This is a genomic window from Paraburkholderia dinghuensis (genome assembly GCF_003837865.1).
Classification (GTDB): Bacteria; Pseudomonadota; Gammaproteobacteria; order Burkholderiales; family Burkholderiaceae; genus Paraburkholderia; species Paraburkholderia dinghuensis.
This window is the reverse complement of sequence record NZ_RQIS01000033.1, coordinates 1-16,828: the sequence shown is the minus strand read 5'-3', so window position 1 is coordinate 16,828 and position 16,828 is coordinate 1. Positions and strand designations below refer to the sequence as shown.

17 protein-coding genes are annotated in these 16,828 nt (G+C 59.1%); 9 read left to right on the top strand and 8 right to left on the bottom strand.

What is annotated here, in order from left to right; genetic code table 11:
* Positions 1 to 138: 138 nt before the first annotated feature.
* Positions 139 to 711 carry a cytochrome b gene (locus D1Y85_RS26090; protein WP_124153965.1) on the top strand — a complete coding sequence of 191 codons (573 nt, stop codon included), beginning with the start codon at positions 139 to 141 and terminating at the stop codon, positions 709 to 711.
* A gap of 13 nt (positions 712 to 724) precedes the next feature.
* Here the strand turns inward: D1Y85_RS26090 and D1Y85_RS26085 are convergent, their stop codons facing one another.
* A complete protein-coding gene (locus D1Y85_RS26085) occupies positions 725 to 1,294 on the bottom strand; it encodes a phosphatase PAP2 family protein (protein ID WP_246025058.1) in 570 nt (189 codons plus the stop codon).
* 724 nt (positions 1,295 to 2,018) lie between these two features.
* Between D1Y85_RS26085 and D1Y85_RS26080 the strand changes: the two genes are divergently transcribed.
* From D1Y85_RS26080 to D1Y85_RS26050, 7 genes are all read left to right on the top strand, one after another.
* Positions 2,019 to 2,639, top strand: a complete 621-nt coding sequence (locus tag D1Y85_RS26080) for a class I SAM-dependent methyltransferase (protein ID WP_124153964.1) — start codon at positions 2,019 to 2,021, stop codon at positions 2,637 to 2,639.
* Positions 2,640 to 2,708: 69 nt separating this feature from the next.
* Positions 2,709 to 3,368: a response regulator gene (locus D1Y85_RS26075; protein ID WP_124153963.1), complete on the top strand. Its 660-nt coding sequence runs from the start codon at positions 2,709 to 2,711 to the stop codon at positions 3,366 to 3,368.
* A complete protein-coding gene (locus D1Y85_RS26070) occupies positions 3,365 to 4,828 on the top strand; it encodes an ATP-binding protein (RefSeq protein WP_124153962.1) in 1,464 nt (487 codons plus the stop codon). The genes D1Y85_RS26075 and D1Y85_RS26070 overlap by 4 nt, the downstream gene beginning before the upstream one ends.
* 67 nt (positions 4,829 to 4,895) lie before the next feature.
* Positions 4,896 to 5,423 carry a cytochrome b gene (locus tag D1Y85_RS26065; RefSeq protein ID WP_124153961.1) on the top strand — a complete coding sequence of 176 codons (528 nt, stop codon included), beginning with the start codon at positions 4,896 to 4,898 and terminating at the stop codon, positions 5,421 to 5,423.
* A 442-nt stretch (positions 5,424 to 5,865) separates the two neighbouring features.
* Positions 5,866 to 7,278 (top strand): tyrosine-type recombinase/integrase, encoded by a 1,413-nt coding sequence (locus tag D1Y85_RS26060; protein WP_124153960.1) that lies wholly within the window; start codon positions 5,866 to 5,868, stop codon positions 7,276 to 7,278.
* 106 nt (positions 7,279 to 7,384) lie between these two features.
* Positions 7,385 to 8,938 (top strand): site-specific DNA-methyltransferase, encoded by a 1,554-nt coding sequence (locus tag D1Y85_RS26055; RefSeq protein ID WP_124153959.1) that lies wholly within the window; start codon positions 7,385 to 7,387, stop codon positions 8,936 to 8,938.
* 8 nt (positions 8,939 to 8,946) lie between these two features.
* Positions 8,947 to 11,667: a DEAD/DEAH box helicase gene (locus D1Y85_RS26050; RefSeq protein ID WP_124153958.1), complete on the top strand. Its 2,721-nt coding sequence runs from the start codon at positions 8,947 to 8,949 to the stop codon at positions 11,665 to 11,667.
* Positions 11,668 to 11,799: 132 nt separating this feature from the next.
* Here D1Y85_RS26050 and D1Y85_RS26045 read toward each other — a convergent pair whose 3' ends face one another.
* Together D1Y85_RS26045 and D1Y85_RS26040 are read right to left on the bottom strand one after the other, a co-directional pair.
* Positions 11,800 to 12,024, bottom strand: coding sequence for a hypothetical protein (locus D1Y85_RS26045; protein WP_124153957.1), 225 nt, complete (start codon positions 12,022 to 12,024; stop codon positions 11,800 to 11,802).
* 59 nt (positions 12,025 to 12,083) lie between these two features.
* On the bottom strand, positions 12,084 to 12,485 hold the full coding sequence (locus D1Y85_RS26040; RefSeq protein ID WP_124153956.1) for a DUF6573 family protein: 402 nt from the start codon (positions 12,483 to 12,485) through the stop codon (positions 12,084 to 12,086).
* A gap of 817 nt (positions 12,486 to 13,302) precedes the next feature.
* On the opposite strand from D1Y85_RS26040, the gene D1Y85_RS26035 reads away from it, so the two are divergent.
* Positions 13,303 to 14,097, top strand: coding sequence for a hypothetical protein (locus D1Y85_RS26035; protein WP_124153955.1), 795 nt, complete (start codon positions 13,303 to 13,305; stop codon positions 14,095 to 14,097).
* Between the two features lie 122 nt (positions 14,098 to 14,219).
* Here D1Y85_RS26035 and D1Y85_RS26030 read toward each other — a convergent pair whose 3' ends face one another.
* The 5 genes from D1Y85_RS26030 to D1Y85_RS26010 all read right to left on the bottom strand — a co-directional run bounded on the left by D1Y85_RS26030 (position 14,220) and on the right by D1Y85_RS26010 (position 16,766).
* On the bottom strand, positions 14,220 to 15,023 hold the full coding sequence (locus D1Y85_RS26030) for a helix-turn-helix domain-containing protein (protein ID WP_124153954.1): 804 nt from the start codon (positions 15,021 to 15,023) through the stop codon (positions 14,220 to 14,222).
* Between the two features lie 67 nt (positions 15,024 to 15,090).
* Positions 15,091 to 15,516, bottom strand: coding sequence for a hypothetical protein (locus D1Y85_RS26025; RefSeq protein ID WP_124153953.1), 426 nt, complete (start codon positions 15,514 to 15,516; stop codon positions 15,091 to 15,093).
* Between the two features lie 218 nt (positions 15,517 to 15,734).
* Positions 15,735 to 16,139 (bottom strand): hypothetical protein, encoded by a 405-nt coding sequence (locus D1Y85_RS26020; protein WP_124153952.1) that lies wholly within the window; start codon positions 16,137 to 16,139, stop codon positions 15,735 to 15,737.
* Positions 16,140 to 16,201: 62 nt separating this feature from the next.
* Entirely contained in the window at positions 16,202 to 16,408 is a 207-nt protein-coding gene (locus D1Y85_RS26015; protein WP_124153951.1) for a helix-turn-helix transcriptional regulator, read from the bottom strand.
* A gap of 91 nt (positions 16,409 to 16,499) precedes the next feature.
* The gene (locus tag D1Y85_RS26010; protein WP_124153950.1) at positions 16,500 to 16,766 is read right to left on the bottom strand and encodes a hypothetical protein; all 267 of its coding nucleotides are present in this window, start codon (positions 16,764 to 16,766) and stop codon (positions 16,500 to 16,502) included.
* Positions 16,767 to 16,828: the final 62 nt, after the last annotated feature.

Sequence of the window (16,828 nt, the reverse complement as noted above, 5' to 3'; positions counted from 1 at the left end):
CATCTCGCCGCAAAAATCCGCTTGCGCGATTAACTGGAGCACTCGCCGAGCCCATCGGACCTCGCTACACGATTCGCGGTCTGCAATAATGCCGATTATCGGTTGAAGTCCCTGGTGAACGGGAAAGGGAGAGGCACCATGGTGAAAAGCTCGGGCACCCGTTACGGTTCGATTGCGCAATTTTTCCACTGGTGCACTGCGATTTTCGTGCTTGTCGCATTCGTGTACGGTCCAGGTGGACCTGAGCAGCGCGTGTACTCGTCCGTGCACGAGTTCGACCGGCGGCTCCACGAGACACTGGGATTGTGCGTGCTCGCACTGGCCGTCATGCGACTCGTGTGGCGCACGATCGATACTCGCCCCGAGACTCCCGCGGTCTCGCGCTGGATGGTAATCCTCGCAACCGTCGTTCAATGGCTGCTGTTTGCGCTACTCCTGGCGCTTCCGCTTACCGCCATCAGCGGTGCATGGCTCGAAGGCCATCCGCTGACGCTTGTCGCCGGAGTCGACATTCCCTCTCCTCTCGCCACCTCGCATGATGCAGGCGCGACCCTGGCGTCGGTTCACAAGTGGCTCGGCGACACGATCATGTGGCTCGCGGGATTTCACGCACTCGCGGCGATTTTCCACCATGTCGTCCTCAAAGACGACGTCCTGACCACCATGCTTCCACGCTGGTTTCCAGTGGGACGGACGAAATCGGATCGATAATGCCGAACCCTTTTCAGAAGCGTTTTGAAAATCCGACGGTCAGACCATGTGGAAGTATCTGGACGAATAGCGACGTATTCCAGGTCGTCGCCAGGAAGCCGACAGCCGTGCCGAGCGCCCACCCCGCGAGGACATCCGTTTGCCAGTGCGCCTGCGCCTTCATCCGCGCCACCGCATCATAGGCTGGTAATAATTCGAGTGCCCAGACCAACGGGTAACGCCGCCCGTAATTGACGATAAATGGCGTGACGAAGCTCGCCTGCAGGGTGACTTCTCCGCTCGGGAAGCTGTCTCCCCCTTTCACGAACCACGCGTTCGGCCCCAATCCGCTATCCGGACGCGCGCGCCTGAACGCATATTTCATGCCCTGCGCAGCAACGGCCGATATGGCTACGGCATCCGCCGTTTGCCAGAACGTTTGCCCGAGCTCCGTGTCATTGCCGAGCCACAGCGCGCCACCCGTCGTAATGGCAATAGCCGAATACTCAAGCGCCAACTGGACGTTCCGGTTCCAGATTCCGCTTTGGTCATAGGCCAGTTTGTGGTCAAGACCCGCGTGAGCCGCGACGCTGACGATACTCATGGACGCCGCGACGATCAGCGGTAAGGAGACGCGTCGCGAGAACGTCAATAACCCGAAGACCATGGCTGCCACCTTTTCGTTTCGCATGACTGACGAATGAAATATGGACGTGGCGATGTGTCGATTGAGCGCCGCGCCAGACGCGATGCGCGCGTTGCGTGCCTGCCTTTACCGCGCATGACAACGGGCGCGCAGCGACGCACGGAATTGGCAAGATGCAAGTATTTTTTCGGAACGCCGGAAAATGACGATCGCCACCGGTCAGGCGATACGGATCGGCGTGAAAGCAACGCTATCGACCAGGCTGTGCGCCCGGAACGCCCGTCTGACTCCGAGGATTTGCATCCAGACGACATTAGCACCCGACCTCGGGACAGGCAGCGTTCCTGCTTTGATCACACGCTGTGTAATGACAACGATCGCGTCGACACGTCACCTATCCGTGCTCAGGCTTCGCGTTAACGCGAGTACTTTACTGCCGGTTTCTGAAGAAAAGATTAAGCCTAATTTTCAATTCAATTTCATGATCTTTCGCCGGCAAGACAACGTCGCGCCGCGAGCGGCGCAACGGAAGGGTCGCGTTATGCGCGAACCCTGCGGCCGCAACGTGCGCCGCCCACGGATAAATCGCCAGGTGCGCCGGTTTCCACCCGACGGTCTGGCGCAATTTATGTATAGTTGGAAGTTGAAACCGTGGTGACCTTTTGCATGTACAGGGGAAACTATGCAGTCCAGGGACCATTGGGAGCGGGTCTACACGACAAAGGCCCCAACCGGCGTGAGCTGGTTCCAGGAGCACGCTCGCCAATCCGTAGAACTGATCCGGCAGACCGGCGTGACAAAGGATGCCGAGATCATCGATGTGGGTGGCGGCGCCTCCACGTTGATCGATGACCTGATCGGTGAAGGCTATCTCAACCTCACCGTGCTCGACCTGTCCGAGGCTGCCTTGTCCGCGGCCAGGAGCCGTCTGGGTGCACGCGCAAATCGCGTCGCGTGGATGGCTGGCGACATCACGCAAATCGAGCTCCCCGTCCACGCCTACGATGTCTGGCACGACAGAGCGGTTTTTCACTTCCTGACCGCCAAAGAAGAACGCGATGCCTACGTCCGGACGGTGCTGCGGGCAGTCAAACCTGGCGGCAGTGTCATCGTCGCGACGTTCGCGGAGGATGGTCCCGACCACTGCAGCGGCCTGCCTGTCGTTCGCTATAGCGCCGACGCATTGCATGACGAATTCGGCGCTCCGTTCACACTTCTCAAACAGGAGCGGGAAGAGCACCACACACCATTCGGGACGGTTCAGAAGTTCATTTATTGCCTGTGCCGCAAAGAAGCAGACTGACGGGCGCCCGGCCAATGCCGGCGTGACGGTTGGCGCGGTGTCCCCGACGCAACGCGATGTCACTTGCTCATGAAAATTCTTCTCGTTGAAGATGACGATCTGATTGGCAGCGGCGTGGAAATCAGCTTGAGTCAGGCGGATTATGACGTCGAGTGGGTGCGCGACGGCCACGACGCCGCGATGGCGCTCGCCACGACGCGCTATGCGCTGATCGTCCTCGATCTTGGCTTGCCAGGCAAGTCGGGAACCGACCTCCTTCGCTCGATGCGCGAAGCGGGCGACGATACGCCCGTTCTGGTGCTCACCGCGCGCGGCACGGTGGCGGACCGCGTCCGGGGCCTCGATGCCGGTGCGGACGATTATCTGGCCAAGCCATTCGAGCTTTCCGAAATGCTCGCGCGCTGCCGTGCACTGGTGCGCCGTTCGCAAGGGCGTAGCGGCGAAACCATCGTCTGGCGAGACATTGCGGTCGACCTGACAACGCATACCGTCACACGCAACGATAGCCGCGTCGCGCTGACCGCCAAAGAATGGTCCATCCTGATTCAGTTGATCACGCACCAGGGCGCGCCGCAATCGCGAACGCGTCTCGAAGATCTACTCTACGGCTGGTCGGACGGCGTCGAGAGCAACGCCATCGAAGTGCACGTTTCGAATTTGCGCAAAAAACTCGGCGCCGATTTGATCCGGACGATTCGCGGCATTGGGTACATTGTCGAAAAACCATGATGTCGCGCTCAATCCGCCGCCGCCTCTCGCTGACGATACTGTCCTGTGTTTCCGTCGTCTGGATCGTGGCCGTTTTCAGCAGCTTCCAGCACGCGTCGCGCGAGGTTCAGGAATACGAGGATGCGCGGCTCGTCGAATATGCGGTGCTCTTCGCCCGCCTCGACGATGCAGATCTGGACCGGTTCGTGCGCTTTCCCCTCGACGTCCGGCTCGAAGTGGCCGACCCGGCCCAGCCGGGCAGCGAAGAGGCAGACAGCGACCTCCTGCCCCGACACGTTCTCTTCGAGGTGCTCGGACCAGACGGCCGCGTCCTTGCGTCGAGCGTCCCACACGACGCCGCTACGCTGGCCGCCTGGTACGATGGGCGCCCCTGGCCCCGGACGCTCAAGATCGACGGCGTCCCATGGCGCCTCTATGCACTGCGTGATGGCGAAACGGGCCGGATGGTGCGGGTGATGGTCGCGTCCAACACGGAAAGCGATCTCGCGACTGACACGGCCTGGCAAATCGTCTGGCCGTTGCTCGCCGCCCTGCCCGTGCTCGCGACTCTGCTCTGGTACGCGATCGGTCGAAGCCTCACCCCGCTCAAGACTTTGTCCGCGACCATTCGCGCGCGGGCCCCCGATTCTCTTGAGCCGATCGGAATTGCCGCCGTACCGGACGAAGTACGAACACTCGTCGATGCAATCAACCGCCTGCTCTCTCAACTCCGGCAATCGATTTTGCGCGAACGCTCATTCACGTCCGACGCGGCCCATGAACTGAAAACGCCGCTTGCGGCCATCAAGATCCAGGCGCAGGTCGCGCTGGCGGCAAACGATCCCTCGCTGCAGCGACTCGCCATGCAGCGGGTCGTTCAGGGTGTCGACCGCAGCGCCCGTCTGGCCGAGCAATTGCTGCTGCTCGCAAGGCTCGACGAGCACGAACGCATTCCAGCCAGCAGCGTAGCGATGGACGAACTCGTGGAAGAGGCCGTCGGCCGCCACGTTGCGAATGCGCGCGAGAAGTCGATCGCCGTCGCCGTCAAATGCGATGGCGCGCACACCATTCACGCCGATCCGGTTCTCATTGCCATACTGCTCGATAACCTGCTCGACAATGCGATCAAATACGGTACGCCCCACGGACACATCGAAATTTCGGTGTTCGAGCGCGGCGCGATGCAATGCCTTGCAGTCCGCGACGACGGGCCCGGCGTCGCCGATGACGAGCGCGCGCGACTAACCGACCGCTTTTATCGCGGCACCGGCGTGCAGGCGCCGGGTAGCGGGCTCGGCCTGTCGATCGTCGAACGCATCGCGCGGTACTTCAGCGGGACAGTGCGCTTCGAGCCGGGGTTGAACGGCCGCGGTCTTGCCGTCGTCGTCGAATTCCCCGCTGCGGACAACATCCCGCCCGACCTGCAACGCCCCCCCCTTCGCGACAATGAATATGCACAAGGGGACGGGCCGCCCGCTTAATGGTTTGCTAAGAATTCCTGTGTAGCATCGGCGGTTTCAATCGGAGCCTTCTTCGGCCGGGATCGCCATGAATGTCACGTCAAAATACGACGCCGTCTCACGGTTTCTTCATTGGCTCGTCGTGTCACTCGTTGGTGCACAGTTCGTGCTGGGCTGGACCATGCCGGACGTGCATCGTGACACTCGCCCGGAAGGCCTGATCGCCTGGCACCTCGTCACCGGCACCGCGTTGCTTGCCGTGATGGCATGCCGCATTCTATGGCGCGCCACGCATCGCGCGCCGGCCAACCATCAGGCCCAGCCATTGCGCACGCTCTCGGGCCTCACGCATTACGCGTTGTACGCGTTGCTGGTCGCCGTCCCGCTGCTCGGCTGGATCAACGCTTCGTCACGTGCCTGGCGCGTGAGCCTGTTCGGAGCTATCCCGCTTCCCCCGCTTTCGTCCGCTGGGTCATCGTTCGGTCACGCCATGGGCGACGTTCACGGCGTCCTCGCATGGGCACTGTTCTCCCTGATCTGCCTGCATATCGGGGCCACGCTGCTGCATCGATTCATCCTTCGCGACCAGACCCTGCAGCGGATGACGCCGTGGTGATGCCAGCTTGCCGCGCGTGCCTCAACCAATTCGGTCGCGGCGTGGGCGGATGATGTCATCGCTACTCGCGCGACGATTACCGATGACCACCAATAACCATCGCGGTGTTGATGTTGGCGGTAATCCATACGGCACGAGACCGTAGGCGAATAGCCCGCGTTTTTTCGTGCACGAAAGCCGTAAACGGAAAACGGGTTACAGACGTTAATCTGTAACCCGTTGATTTTCCTGGTCGGGGCGAGAGGATTTGAACCTCCTACCACCTGCACCCCATGCACTTAATTACAGGAACTCTCAGGACGCTACAAAACCTCAATAGAACCTTTAAACCTAGTATTTATAAGGCCTTCAAGGCAAAATAGCGTCCAGACTGTTCCAGCGAATTCCGCTGCAAGCCAAGCGATTCGGTGGGGTAAAAGTGGGGTAAAAATGGAAGGGCGCTATGGGAAGGATCACGGTCAAGCAGCTTGAGTCGCTGACGAAGGAACAGGACGGCCACCGCCTCAGCGAAGACGGCGGGATCGTTGGCCGTGTGCGAGTTGGCACGCGCGGGATTACCGTGCAGTTTCGGTACGAGTTCAAGCTCGGGACGGGCAAGAAGGTTGACCAGTCGCTGGGCTCTTGGCCCAAAACGAGTCTTGCCGAGATTCGGGCAAAGCGCGAGTCGATGCGGCCTAGCGTAGTCAAAGGCATCGATCCTCTAGACGCCGCGAAAGCGGAGCGCATCGAGAAACAGAAAGCCGTCGCTGCCACGCTTGCTGAGGCGGAACGGCAGCGCGACGAGTCCAAAACTGTGAAAGACCTATTCGAGGCGTGGCTTGAGGAAGGCGTTGCCCGAAAGGACGAAAACAGGGATTTGCGGCAGAGGCTGGAAAAGCACGCTCTTTCGGTAATCGGCAATATCGAACTGCGGCAGTTGACCAGCAAGCAGCTTCATACGCTGGAATCGGAGATCGTCGCGCGCGGCAAGGTGCGAACGGCGGTGATGGTATTCAATGATCTCACTCAGATGCTGGGCTGGGGCGAACAACGTCAACCGTGGCGGCGCTTGCTGATCGAGGGAAATCCGATTGCTCTGGTCAACATGAAGACCCTGCTCCCGAACGATTATGAGGAGGAGCGCGACCGGGTGCTTTCCCCTGAGGAAATCCGAGAGCTAGCCGAGATACTTGGGCGCGCAAGAACCGACTATGCGACCGCGCCGACCGGCACTAGGCGCACGCTTTCGCATCCGCTGAAACGGGAAACGGAACTTGCGCTCTGGATATGCCTGAGCACGTTGTGCCGGGTTGGCGAATTGCTCATTGCCGAACGCAAGCACGTCGATCTGGAAAACGGGACTTGGTTCATTCCTCGTGCCAATGTGAAGGGAACCCGCGAAAGCCGCCAAGACCTGCTGGTGTTTCTGTCCGATTTCTCTCGTCAAAAATTCGCCGAGCTGCTGGAATTGTCCAGCGGCTCCGAGTGGCTGTTTCCGGCGCGGAACAAGCTCAAGGGAGACTCGCCTGTCTGTACGAAATCTGTTAGCAAGCAAATCGGCGACCGGCAGAGCATGTTCCAGAACCGCAGCAAGCCGCTCTCGAAACGAAAAAACGACGATAGCCTTGTACTGGCGGGCGGTGCTAACGGGAACTGGACGCCGCATGACCTTCGTCGCACGGGGGCGACGATGATGCAAGAGCTGGGCGTTCCGCTCGATGTGATTGATCGCTGTCAGAATCACGTCGTCGCGGGGCCCAAGGTACGCAAACACTACCTGCTGTACGGGTACGCTGCGGAGAAGACCCTTGCGTGGAATAAGCTGGGGGAGCGGCTTAGCGGCATCTTGGGCGAACCGATCAGACTTCTAGTCTGACGAACCGATCGGTATAAATCTCTAGCTCAGAACGACCAGCGACCGACTGGCTCTACAATGGCAACCTCACGTTCCTAGCTGCCGCACTTGCGGCTCGATACAGAAGATGCCGTTTCTCGATTGGGTCAACAAAAATCAAGCCAAGGACACCTCGCGCCAGGTTCCGTACCATCTGCTCAAACGCGAACAGATATACGGTGATGCCGCCAGTGCCGTCGACAACCTCGTCATCCAAGGCGACAACTTGCTGGCCCTAAAGGCGCTAATCCCACTATATGCGGGCCGGGTAGATTGCATCTATATTGACCCACCGTACAACACCCGAAGCGCATTTTCGCACTACGACGACAGACTCGAGCATAGCCAGTGGCTGTCGATGATGTATCCGCGCCTCGTCCTCCTTCGTGAACTGCTGGCCGAAGACGGGAGCATTTGGGTATCTATCGACGATAACGAAGGCCACTACCTCAAGGTATTGATGGATGAAGTTTTCGGCCGTCACAACTTCAACACGACGTTCATCTGGCAGAAAGTCGATAGCCCAAACGATAACAAGGTGCCTATCACGCCGGATCACGAATTCGTACTTTGCTACGAACGGAACAAAGATCAGGCGGATTTTCGGAAAAAAAGCGACTCCTCGCTGCTCGAAGCCTACGGTCAAACCGACGATCAAGGGCGTCTCTATCGTGATCGTCTCCTGAAGAAAAACGGGAAGAACAGTCTCCGAAGTGATCGGCCGACAATGTACTACCCGCTGGAAGCGCCTGACGGTACAGAGGTCTACCCAATCCACGACGACGGACGCGAAGCGCGCTGGTCGCATTCCTACGTTGGCGTTATGAAGGCAAAGGACGATGGGCGGCTAATTTGGAAGAAGCGAGAAAAAGCGGGCGGCACGGCGTGGGTACCCTACATTAGGGAATTTGCCCCCGAATCGCCCGATAGACCGCACCCAACAATCTTGCTCGATACCAAGACGAGTCGGCAAGCCAAAATTCATCAGCGAGACTTGCTAACGGATGTAGACCCATTCGATACGGTGAAGCCCGAGCAACTAATACAACGTGTCCTCGACATCGCGACCCAACCTGGGGATCTCGTGCTGGATTCATTTTTAGGTTCCGGCACAACGGCAGCGGTTGCACACAAAATGGATCGACGTTATATCGGCATCGAATTAGGCAGACACGCAAGTACCCATTGCATTCCTCGCCTCCAGAGCGTCATTGCAGGTGAGCAAGGTGGCATCAGTGAGGCAATCGAATGGCAAGGCGGTGGTGGCTTCACTTTCTGTACATTGGGTGATGCCGCGTTCGACGAAGACGGTCGCATCAATCCAGATGTACGCTTTGCCACGCTCGCCGCATATGTCTGGCACATTGAAACGGGCACGCCTGGTATCCAAGCTTTCGATTCCCCCTTGGTGGGTATCCACGAAGGAACTGCCTACTTCCTGCTGTACAACGGCATCCTCGGTGATCGCCGCCCAGCAGGCGGCAACGTGCTGACGCACGACGTGCTTGCCGCACTGCGTGAGTTCCATTCACATACCGGGCCAGTTGTCGTCTACGGCGAAGTATCGCGCATTGGCCCGACGCGCCTGGCGGCCGCGAACATTACTTTCAAGCAGATTCCCTACGACGTGAAGGCGCGTTGAGATACGCAATGTTCGAACTCAAAAACTATCAGCGCAACGCGCTCCAAGCTCTTGTCCAGTTTCTCGAATCCTGTCGAAGCCGTTCGGTCGCCGATGCATATCAGGCGGCACTGCTGGAACAGGATCGAGCCAGCGAGAGCTATCACGATCTCTTTCCCGACACGCCGTGTGTATGCCTGCGTATTCCGACGGGCGGCGGAAAAACGCTGCTGGCAGCGCATGCCATCGCACGCGCAGGCAAGGCCGTGCTCGACAGTGATGCCCCTATTGCTCTGTGGCTCGTCCCCTCGGATACGATCCGCACGCAGACGCTCGAAGCCCTGTCAAACGCGCGACATCCGTACCGACAAGCATTAGCGCACTATTACGGCGACCGTGTGCAGGTCTGCGATCTCGAAAGCCTGCAAACTGTCAGCCCGCATGACCTGGGCAAAGCGTGCATCATTGTTGTCGCTACGATCCAGTCGTTCAACGTCACGGATACGGCCAAGCGCAACGTCTATGCGTTTTTCGAGGAGCTCGCCCCCCACTTCGATGGCCTACCGGTCAATGCGCTCGACGGTCTGGAAAAGGTAACCGAATCCGATCTCGAAAACCAACCCTACCTGACCGCGAAGGATGTCGGGCGTGTCAAGTTTTCGGTTGCCAACTGGCTGCACCTGCACCGGCCTATCGTGATCGTCGACGAAGCGCACAACAATCGCACGGATCGATTTTTCAAGACGCTCGGCCGGGTCAATCCGAGTTGTGTAATCGAACTGACTGCGACGCCGGTCGTGGGCAACAATGTCCTGTATCACGTCTCTGCGCAAGAGCTTCGGGCGGAGCAAATGATCAAGTTGCCGGTCGTGCTCGCGGAGCATCCTCAGGGGTGGGCCGAGTGTATTCGCGATGCGGTGCTGGCCCGCAAGGGCCTGGAACTCGCTGCGCAGAAAGAACCAGACTACGTGCGCCCGATTGCATTGATCCAGGCAATGCCCAAGGGTGGAGAAGCCACCGTTGAAGTCGTCAGGCAGCACTTGATCGAGCAAGAAGGCATCGCGGAGGAACAAATTGCGATTGCTACGGGATCGCAAAAGGAACTCGACGGCATCAACCTGTTCGATCCGGCCTGTCTAATCCGCTATGTCATTACCGTAGAGGCCCTGAAAGAAGGCTGGGATTGTTCGTTCGCGTATGTTCTCGCCAGCTTGCAATCGGTCAACTCGTCGAAGGATGTCGAACAGTTGCTCGGGCGTGTGCTACGTATGCCCTATGCGAAAGACCGTGTGCAGCCTGAATTGAATCGCGCCTACGCCCATATTGTCGCGACCAACTTCGCTGAAGCGGCCAGTGCCCTGCGGGATCGTATGGTTCAGAACATGGGCTTCGGGAAACTGGAAACTGCCGCCCTGTTTGTGCCGCAGCAATCGCTCAATTTGGTTGGCGGTGCAGGCTACGGCGCATCAGGTAGCGGGACGGGTGCGTCGGGCGGAAGCTCTGCCGGTGCTCTCCCCCCTGTTCCCGATTGCAATATCAGCGTGCCAGTGGTGCCGGATACCCAGCACTGGCCCGACGAGCTGAAAGCTCAGATCGAGATTCGCCCGACGTCCCAAGGGGCGACCGTCCTGCTCAAGGGCAGCACAGACAACAACACGTTGCAGCAAGCCGAAGAATTCATCAAGGCTGCCCTACCCAAGAAGGCACAGGAAGCCGTCGCGCAACAGTTCGCGGAGCACCGTGCGGTGCGTCGAGCCGTCCGGGCACCGTCACAGCTTGGCTTGTCCTTCGTCCGTATCCCGCAGCTCTGCCTGGAGCTGGACGGCTATCTGGAGCTGGTCGAAAAAGAAACGCTGACGATGCTCGGCGATTGGAACCTGCTGGACTTCCCCGTACAGCTCGCCGGGTTCGCGATCCAAGAAACGATCAACTCGTTCGAGATCGGCCTGAACGGCGAGAAGATCACGTTCCGCAAAACCGATTCGCAGCAACTCCACCTGAACGACGTAGCCAGCAATGTGAGCGAGCGCGATCTCGTGCGTTGGCTCGATCAGGAAGTGCGGCAACCGTATCTTCCGCAACAGCAGCTACAGGCATATCTGCTCAAGATGCTGTCGCACCTGACGCACGAAAAAGGTATCGGCCTGACCGCCCTCGTTCGTGCGCGCTTCCAGCTTGCAAAGGCCATCGGCCTAGAGATCGAGCGTCTGCGCAAGTTGGCAATGGATAAGGGCTTCCAAGGCCGCCTGTTCGAGATGACCGTGCCGAAGCTGGAAGACATTGCGCATTTCGGCTTCCAGTTTGATCCGGGCCGATACCCCGCTCGCAACACATACCAGGGCAGCTTTGACTTCGGGAAGCACTTTTACCCGGAAATTCACGATCTGCGACAGAAGCGCTCCGATGGCAAGGACGCAGAGGAATTCCGCTGCGCGATGGCGATTGATGCCCACGACAAGGTCAAGCACTGGGTACGTAACATCGAGCGGCAGGAGAAAACGTCGTTCTGGCTGCCCACGTCATCCGACTATTTCTACCCGGACTTTGTGGCCGAGCTGACCGATGGGCGCGTGCTCGCGGTGGAATACAAGGGCGAGCCGTACAAGACCAACGACGACTCGAAGGAAAAACGCCAAGTTGGCGAGCAATGGGAGCGCGCGAGCAACGGGCGCTGTCTGTTCCTGTTTGCCGTCGCTCTAGACGATGCGGGCCGCGACGTATTTCAGCAGATTGCCGATAAGCTGAAGTGACGATGCGCTACCTTGGGACTGGCGCTCCGGCGAGAGCACCAGACTAATAGTCAGGCGCGCGATCGGATAAATCGTTAGCGAGGCTAACCCCGCCCGCCCCTGATACATGGAGTGAGCGGGGTGCTGTTTGGGCTATCGCATCCAGTCATCGCAGCCGTAGTTTGTCGGCTGCGATGAGCTTGTGTCATGCACGTTCGTGCCGAACGGACTGCCGCCGTAGTCGACGGACGTGTAGCTATTGCCGAGCATAGGCAGCCCCGTCGATGGGTTAACGACCATCGGCCCGTTATCGGCGACGACACTGCTGCCGTTGTCGTTCGACGAAAACACAGAAAAAATGCGGTTCCAGAGAGACATATCAACCTCCTCAAGTTCAACGTCGAATGCCCCAGCGTAATCGCCGGGGCGGCTATCAATTAATCTTCGTCCGGCAGCATGATCGTCAGCACGGGTTCGCCCGCGTCGCCTGGGCCAATGACGAGACGCAGCCGCGCCTTGTGCGAATAGACGCTGTGCCCGTCACGTGGCACACGGCGCAGGTCGAACGTCAGGGACTGGCCCCGACCTTTTTTCGCAGCCAGCTTCGCGAGCCAGAGCACGTCGAGCAGACGCCCTGGCTCGTCTTGCAGCGTCTGGCGATGGTTGTCGGCGTCGCTCCACGCGACACAATCGGCCCACGCGGCGGAAGTCAGCGCGACCGGATACCGAAAGCCGACCTCTGCGGCCGTCAATGAAACGTCGATCAGGTTGCCGTCGGCGATTGCCTGTGCGCGCGTATATACGTGAATGGCTGGCCCAAAGGGGTGGGTATCGTGCATGGTTTTCGCTCCTAAAACTGACCGGATTCAAGATTCCGAGCCGACTGTGATCTACCGGCTCGGCGTGGTGTCGGCGCTTCGTGTTTGCCCGCCGTCTTTCTGAGTTCGTCGCCTGCGGCACGGTCGGCACGTACCGGCTAGACAGCAAGGGGTGGAGGCAAGGCCGCAGCCCGGAGGGATCGGGCGCAGCGCCATCCGAAGGACTGGCCCCTTGCTGTCTGGCCGGGATGGGCCAGAGTCGCGAATCTGGCGACGGATTCAGATGGCGAAAAACGCATCCGACACGACGAGCAGGGCAAGCCGTAAGGCGCGCAGGGACTGGCGTAAGCCAGCCCCGAAGAGGGGCCGCGTTACGTCAGGAACGTGGGGCTAGGCGTTCAGCCGCAGCCTCTTCGTCATGCGTGCGCCCACGCATGCTTGACGAAGACCGGGGGAGCCGGGAATCGCTGCGCGCCCCAGCGTGCAGAGGTACGCCTACGTACCGGCAGATTTCTGGGGGGCGAAGCCCCGCGCCCCACGCTGCGCGCGGGCAACCTCTTTAGTTAAGCGCAGCGCCAACCGAGGCGAACGACGAAGCCGGGGACGCGTCCAGCGGGCCAGGGAAAGAGGTTGCCCGCGCGCAGCGTGGGGCGCCGCTTTTAAAGGCACGGGAGGCGTCCAGCCGCCCGAGCGACCGGCTGAGCGTTCAGCTCAGCGAATAGGTCGCGGTGTCTTTGCCGCGCAGCGGCGTCGTTCCCCGTGTTCGCTTCCCGGCGAACACGCTCCCGTCCACGCGGATCGTCGCTATACGTGTCACGACGATACAAGGGAGTGCCATATGGCGAAACTAGACGGACGGCTAACGGCAAACCGAAATGAAGCCCGCGTGCTTCGTGCGCTGCATCGGTTTGGCTGGCTGAGAACGCGCGATATTGCAGTGCTTATCTGGCAGCGCTGGTTGAACCGCCCAACAGATGGGCCAACCTTCGCGCGAGTAGTGGCGAGCGCATCGGGCATACGTATGGCGCAACGGACGATGCGGCGTATGCACGAGCGACGGCTCGTACTGCGCGCGATGGCACCCGATGGCAGCGTGATCTACGCGCTCGCCGAAGGCGGAGCGCGGCGGCTTCGTGATGCAGGTGTGACAGCGGTATCGGGCAAAGATGCTGTGCGTGATTTCAGCGCTGCGTACTACAGGCACCGCGTGATCGCGAACGAAGTGGCGATAGGTGCAATCGTGGCGGGCTATCGCGTCTCGACGGAGCGTGAAATTGCTCAAGGCCGCTGGCTCGGTGGTCTCGATGGAATCGCCGGGAAGCGCGCCGATGTAGTGCTGCTCAGTGGACGGGCGATATGGTGGGTCGAGGTCGAACGCAGCCGAAAAAACGCATCGGATTATCGTAAGTTATTGACGTGGCTGAAAATTGTTGCCGACGATTTGTCGATCACAACAAGACCTTATGGTGTTGATGGCCTGCGCTGGCAAGCCATCGTGTTCATTTGCACAGCAGCATTTCGTGATCGCCTGCGCCGTGATCTGCAAGCTGCGGGGGTTCCCGTTGACGCGCTTGGCGCGACGCTTCGATTCGAGACGTCGCTATACAAATTACAGGCCATGCAATTTGCCTGACTGGGGGGAGGACATGGGCAGCGACGGTCGGCGCTGCCCAATGACAGATGATTCGTGCGAAAAAAAATCCGTCGCACAGCGCGCTGAGCTGTACTACCGACCCAGCGCGCTCACTTCCTCAATCAACGCTCGAATTCGCGCTCATCGTCGCCGTAGCGGTCGAGAATGATGACACTGACGGCCTCTGAGTTCTTCTGAGGCTCGGCGTCATATGACGGCGCGAGATTGCTCTGCGACGGATGCGAGCCGGTACGGACGCGCTCACGCACCCGAGGCTGTCCAAGCTGCCCCGGAACATCGATATACGTGGTGGTTTCCTGACGCTGCCCAACATGCGAGGTCGATGCGGCATCCTGCTCAGTTTTTTTGCGGCGAATCAAGACGGACTCCCCCTCTTTCCGTGGATGCGAAAGGTTCCATTCCGCTGTGCGTTGATCGAGCTGGCGCTTGCGGTTGGCGTATTCCTCATTCGACATCCAGCGCTGGGTAATGACGCGCTCGTTTTCTTGGTCCAGCTTCGGCAACATCAACTCATAACGGTTCGGCATGTTTTGGCCGACCTGGGCTTTTTTCAGCCAGCCGAATTCGACGAGGCGACTGGTCACCTTGCTCAGCGTGTCGATGTGAATACCTAGCCACTCCGCGAGCGTTTCTCGCGTGACTCTGCAAATCCCGGTGTACGGTTTGACGTGCAGGCACAACGCGACCAGCACGCGGGTATCCTGCGGCTTTAAGCGCTTGTCGAGCAAAACTTCGGCTGGAACGAGGCCGAATCGGTGAGGAGAGCCCGCGAACCAAAGTTGCTTTTGTTCTTGCTCGTCCGTGTGTTTCACATGGCGGGCAGCAAGATCAATGTAATGCGGGTTGCTCGTCAGCGTGGACTGTGTTTGTTTTAGCGGGAACTGCTTCTGTTGATTTCCGTTCATGTTTATCTCCTGATAGGTAACGGGCTGGCCGCCCTCGTAGAGCGGCACATCCGTACAGCGACTGGTTTTAGATTTCTTGTTTCGCGGGCTGGCCGGACGAGCGCAGTTGGTACTGCATCCGTTCCATTGCCCCACCGCGTATCATGGTCTTACCGAATTCATAGGCCTCGGCAAGGGGGGACTCACCCCCGATCATTTCATCCAGCTCCTTAACGTCGCTGCCTGCTGCAATGCATATCGGGCTGATGTCGCTTGACGATATGATCATGACGACCTCATCGCAGTTGAGCTCCTGACCGGTGACGACTAAACCGGTGTTATTCGCTGCGACGGCTGCTTTCTCGTTGTCGGTGTGCAATCTTTCCAGTACGGCAAGGAGCTGTGGCAGGGGCATCCCGCTTTTAGCCTCCTTGGTCAGTACTTGGCTAGCCGTGCCCATAACGATGATCGGACGACCGCCGTCGCAGGTGATGGTGAAGGATTCGTTATTCATTTCTGTTCCTCAAATGTTTGTAGGGGCCGTCCTCATAGGACGGCAAGTGATACAGCGAGCGTTTTTATTCAGGAGCGGTGCTCGGGCAGTGGGCGCTGTCACCGCCTGGAAAACATGCCGCGTAGCGGCGGCGGAGCGCCATGCGCGCAGCCCTCTTTGTTAGTACGGTGTGATGGTCAGAAGCCGTCCCCTGACCATCCGTGCTGCCTCACAACTCTTTATTCATTAGTAGTAGAGTTTTTCCGTTTGTTAGTCTGATTGGCTGGTCGCGCCATCCCCGGCTGGGCACTCGTGGCAGCCAGCGAAAAAATTGCCTCAAGCTGTTGCTCGCCCAGCACCATAGTTTTGGTACGCGCGCCATTCGTCACAACGACGATGCCGCAATCGCTGTGTTGCGATACCACCATCTGGCCGGTCAATATGGCGTGCTCATTCCACGCCGACACACTCGGTGGGACATCGCCCCAGTCGCCCCACGAGTGGGCTCGGCATACGTCTTGGATCACCTCTCGGGCCGTGAGATCGCCAATTCTGTCTGCTGTTGCCTGGGCTGCGGCCTGGGCTTCCGTCGAGAAGTGGATCGTCCCCAGCGAGAGGCCATTCGGAAATAAAATATCGCTCATTGATTAGTTATCCGAAATTATTGATGGGGAGGCGTTGCGTCAAACGACCTCCCCGAACGGGGTTAGTGGGCTACGTAGCTGAACGGATTTCGCAGGAATTCCTCGATGTCGCTCAGTCGCCAAGCGACAGCGCGAGCACCGAGGCGAATCGCGCAGGGGAATGTCAGATTTTTGATGCGCGCGTAGATTGTCGAGCGTGAGAGCCCGGTCATGTGTTCGACCTCATGTCGGCGCAGAAGGCGGGTCGGGTGGTTGGCGGGGTTGGTCATCTCGTTTTTCCTTATCGGTTGCTGCCTGGGAGTTGTCCCCAAGGCCTATTTTGAACTTTACAACCGCTAGGAATTTGTACGTGACGAGTGCCTAGCACTTGTCACGGTTTTTCTTCACGAATGGATATGGAATGGCTTTGGCGGCGGCTAGTACCGCCCTGTAAGCCGAACTTTCCTTCATCCCTGTTCTTGTGACTAATGCCTTGGCGCCTTGCCTTGCGCTTTCATATTTATTCGGGTTCTCCCGCAGCAGCTTTTCCGCAGCCCTGAATTGCTCCGCAGTTTTTTCCTTTTTATTCTTAGCGGACGCTTTGCCACCCCCACGGGCGCGCTTGTATTGACCCAGCGAAACCTGCACAGATTAAGCAGCTAAAGCGAATGCCTCAGCCGGGGTTTTCATCTTCAGCGCCTGGTGGGGCC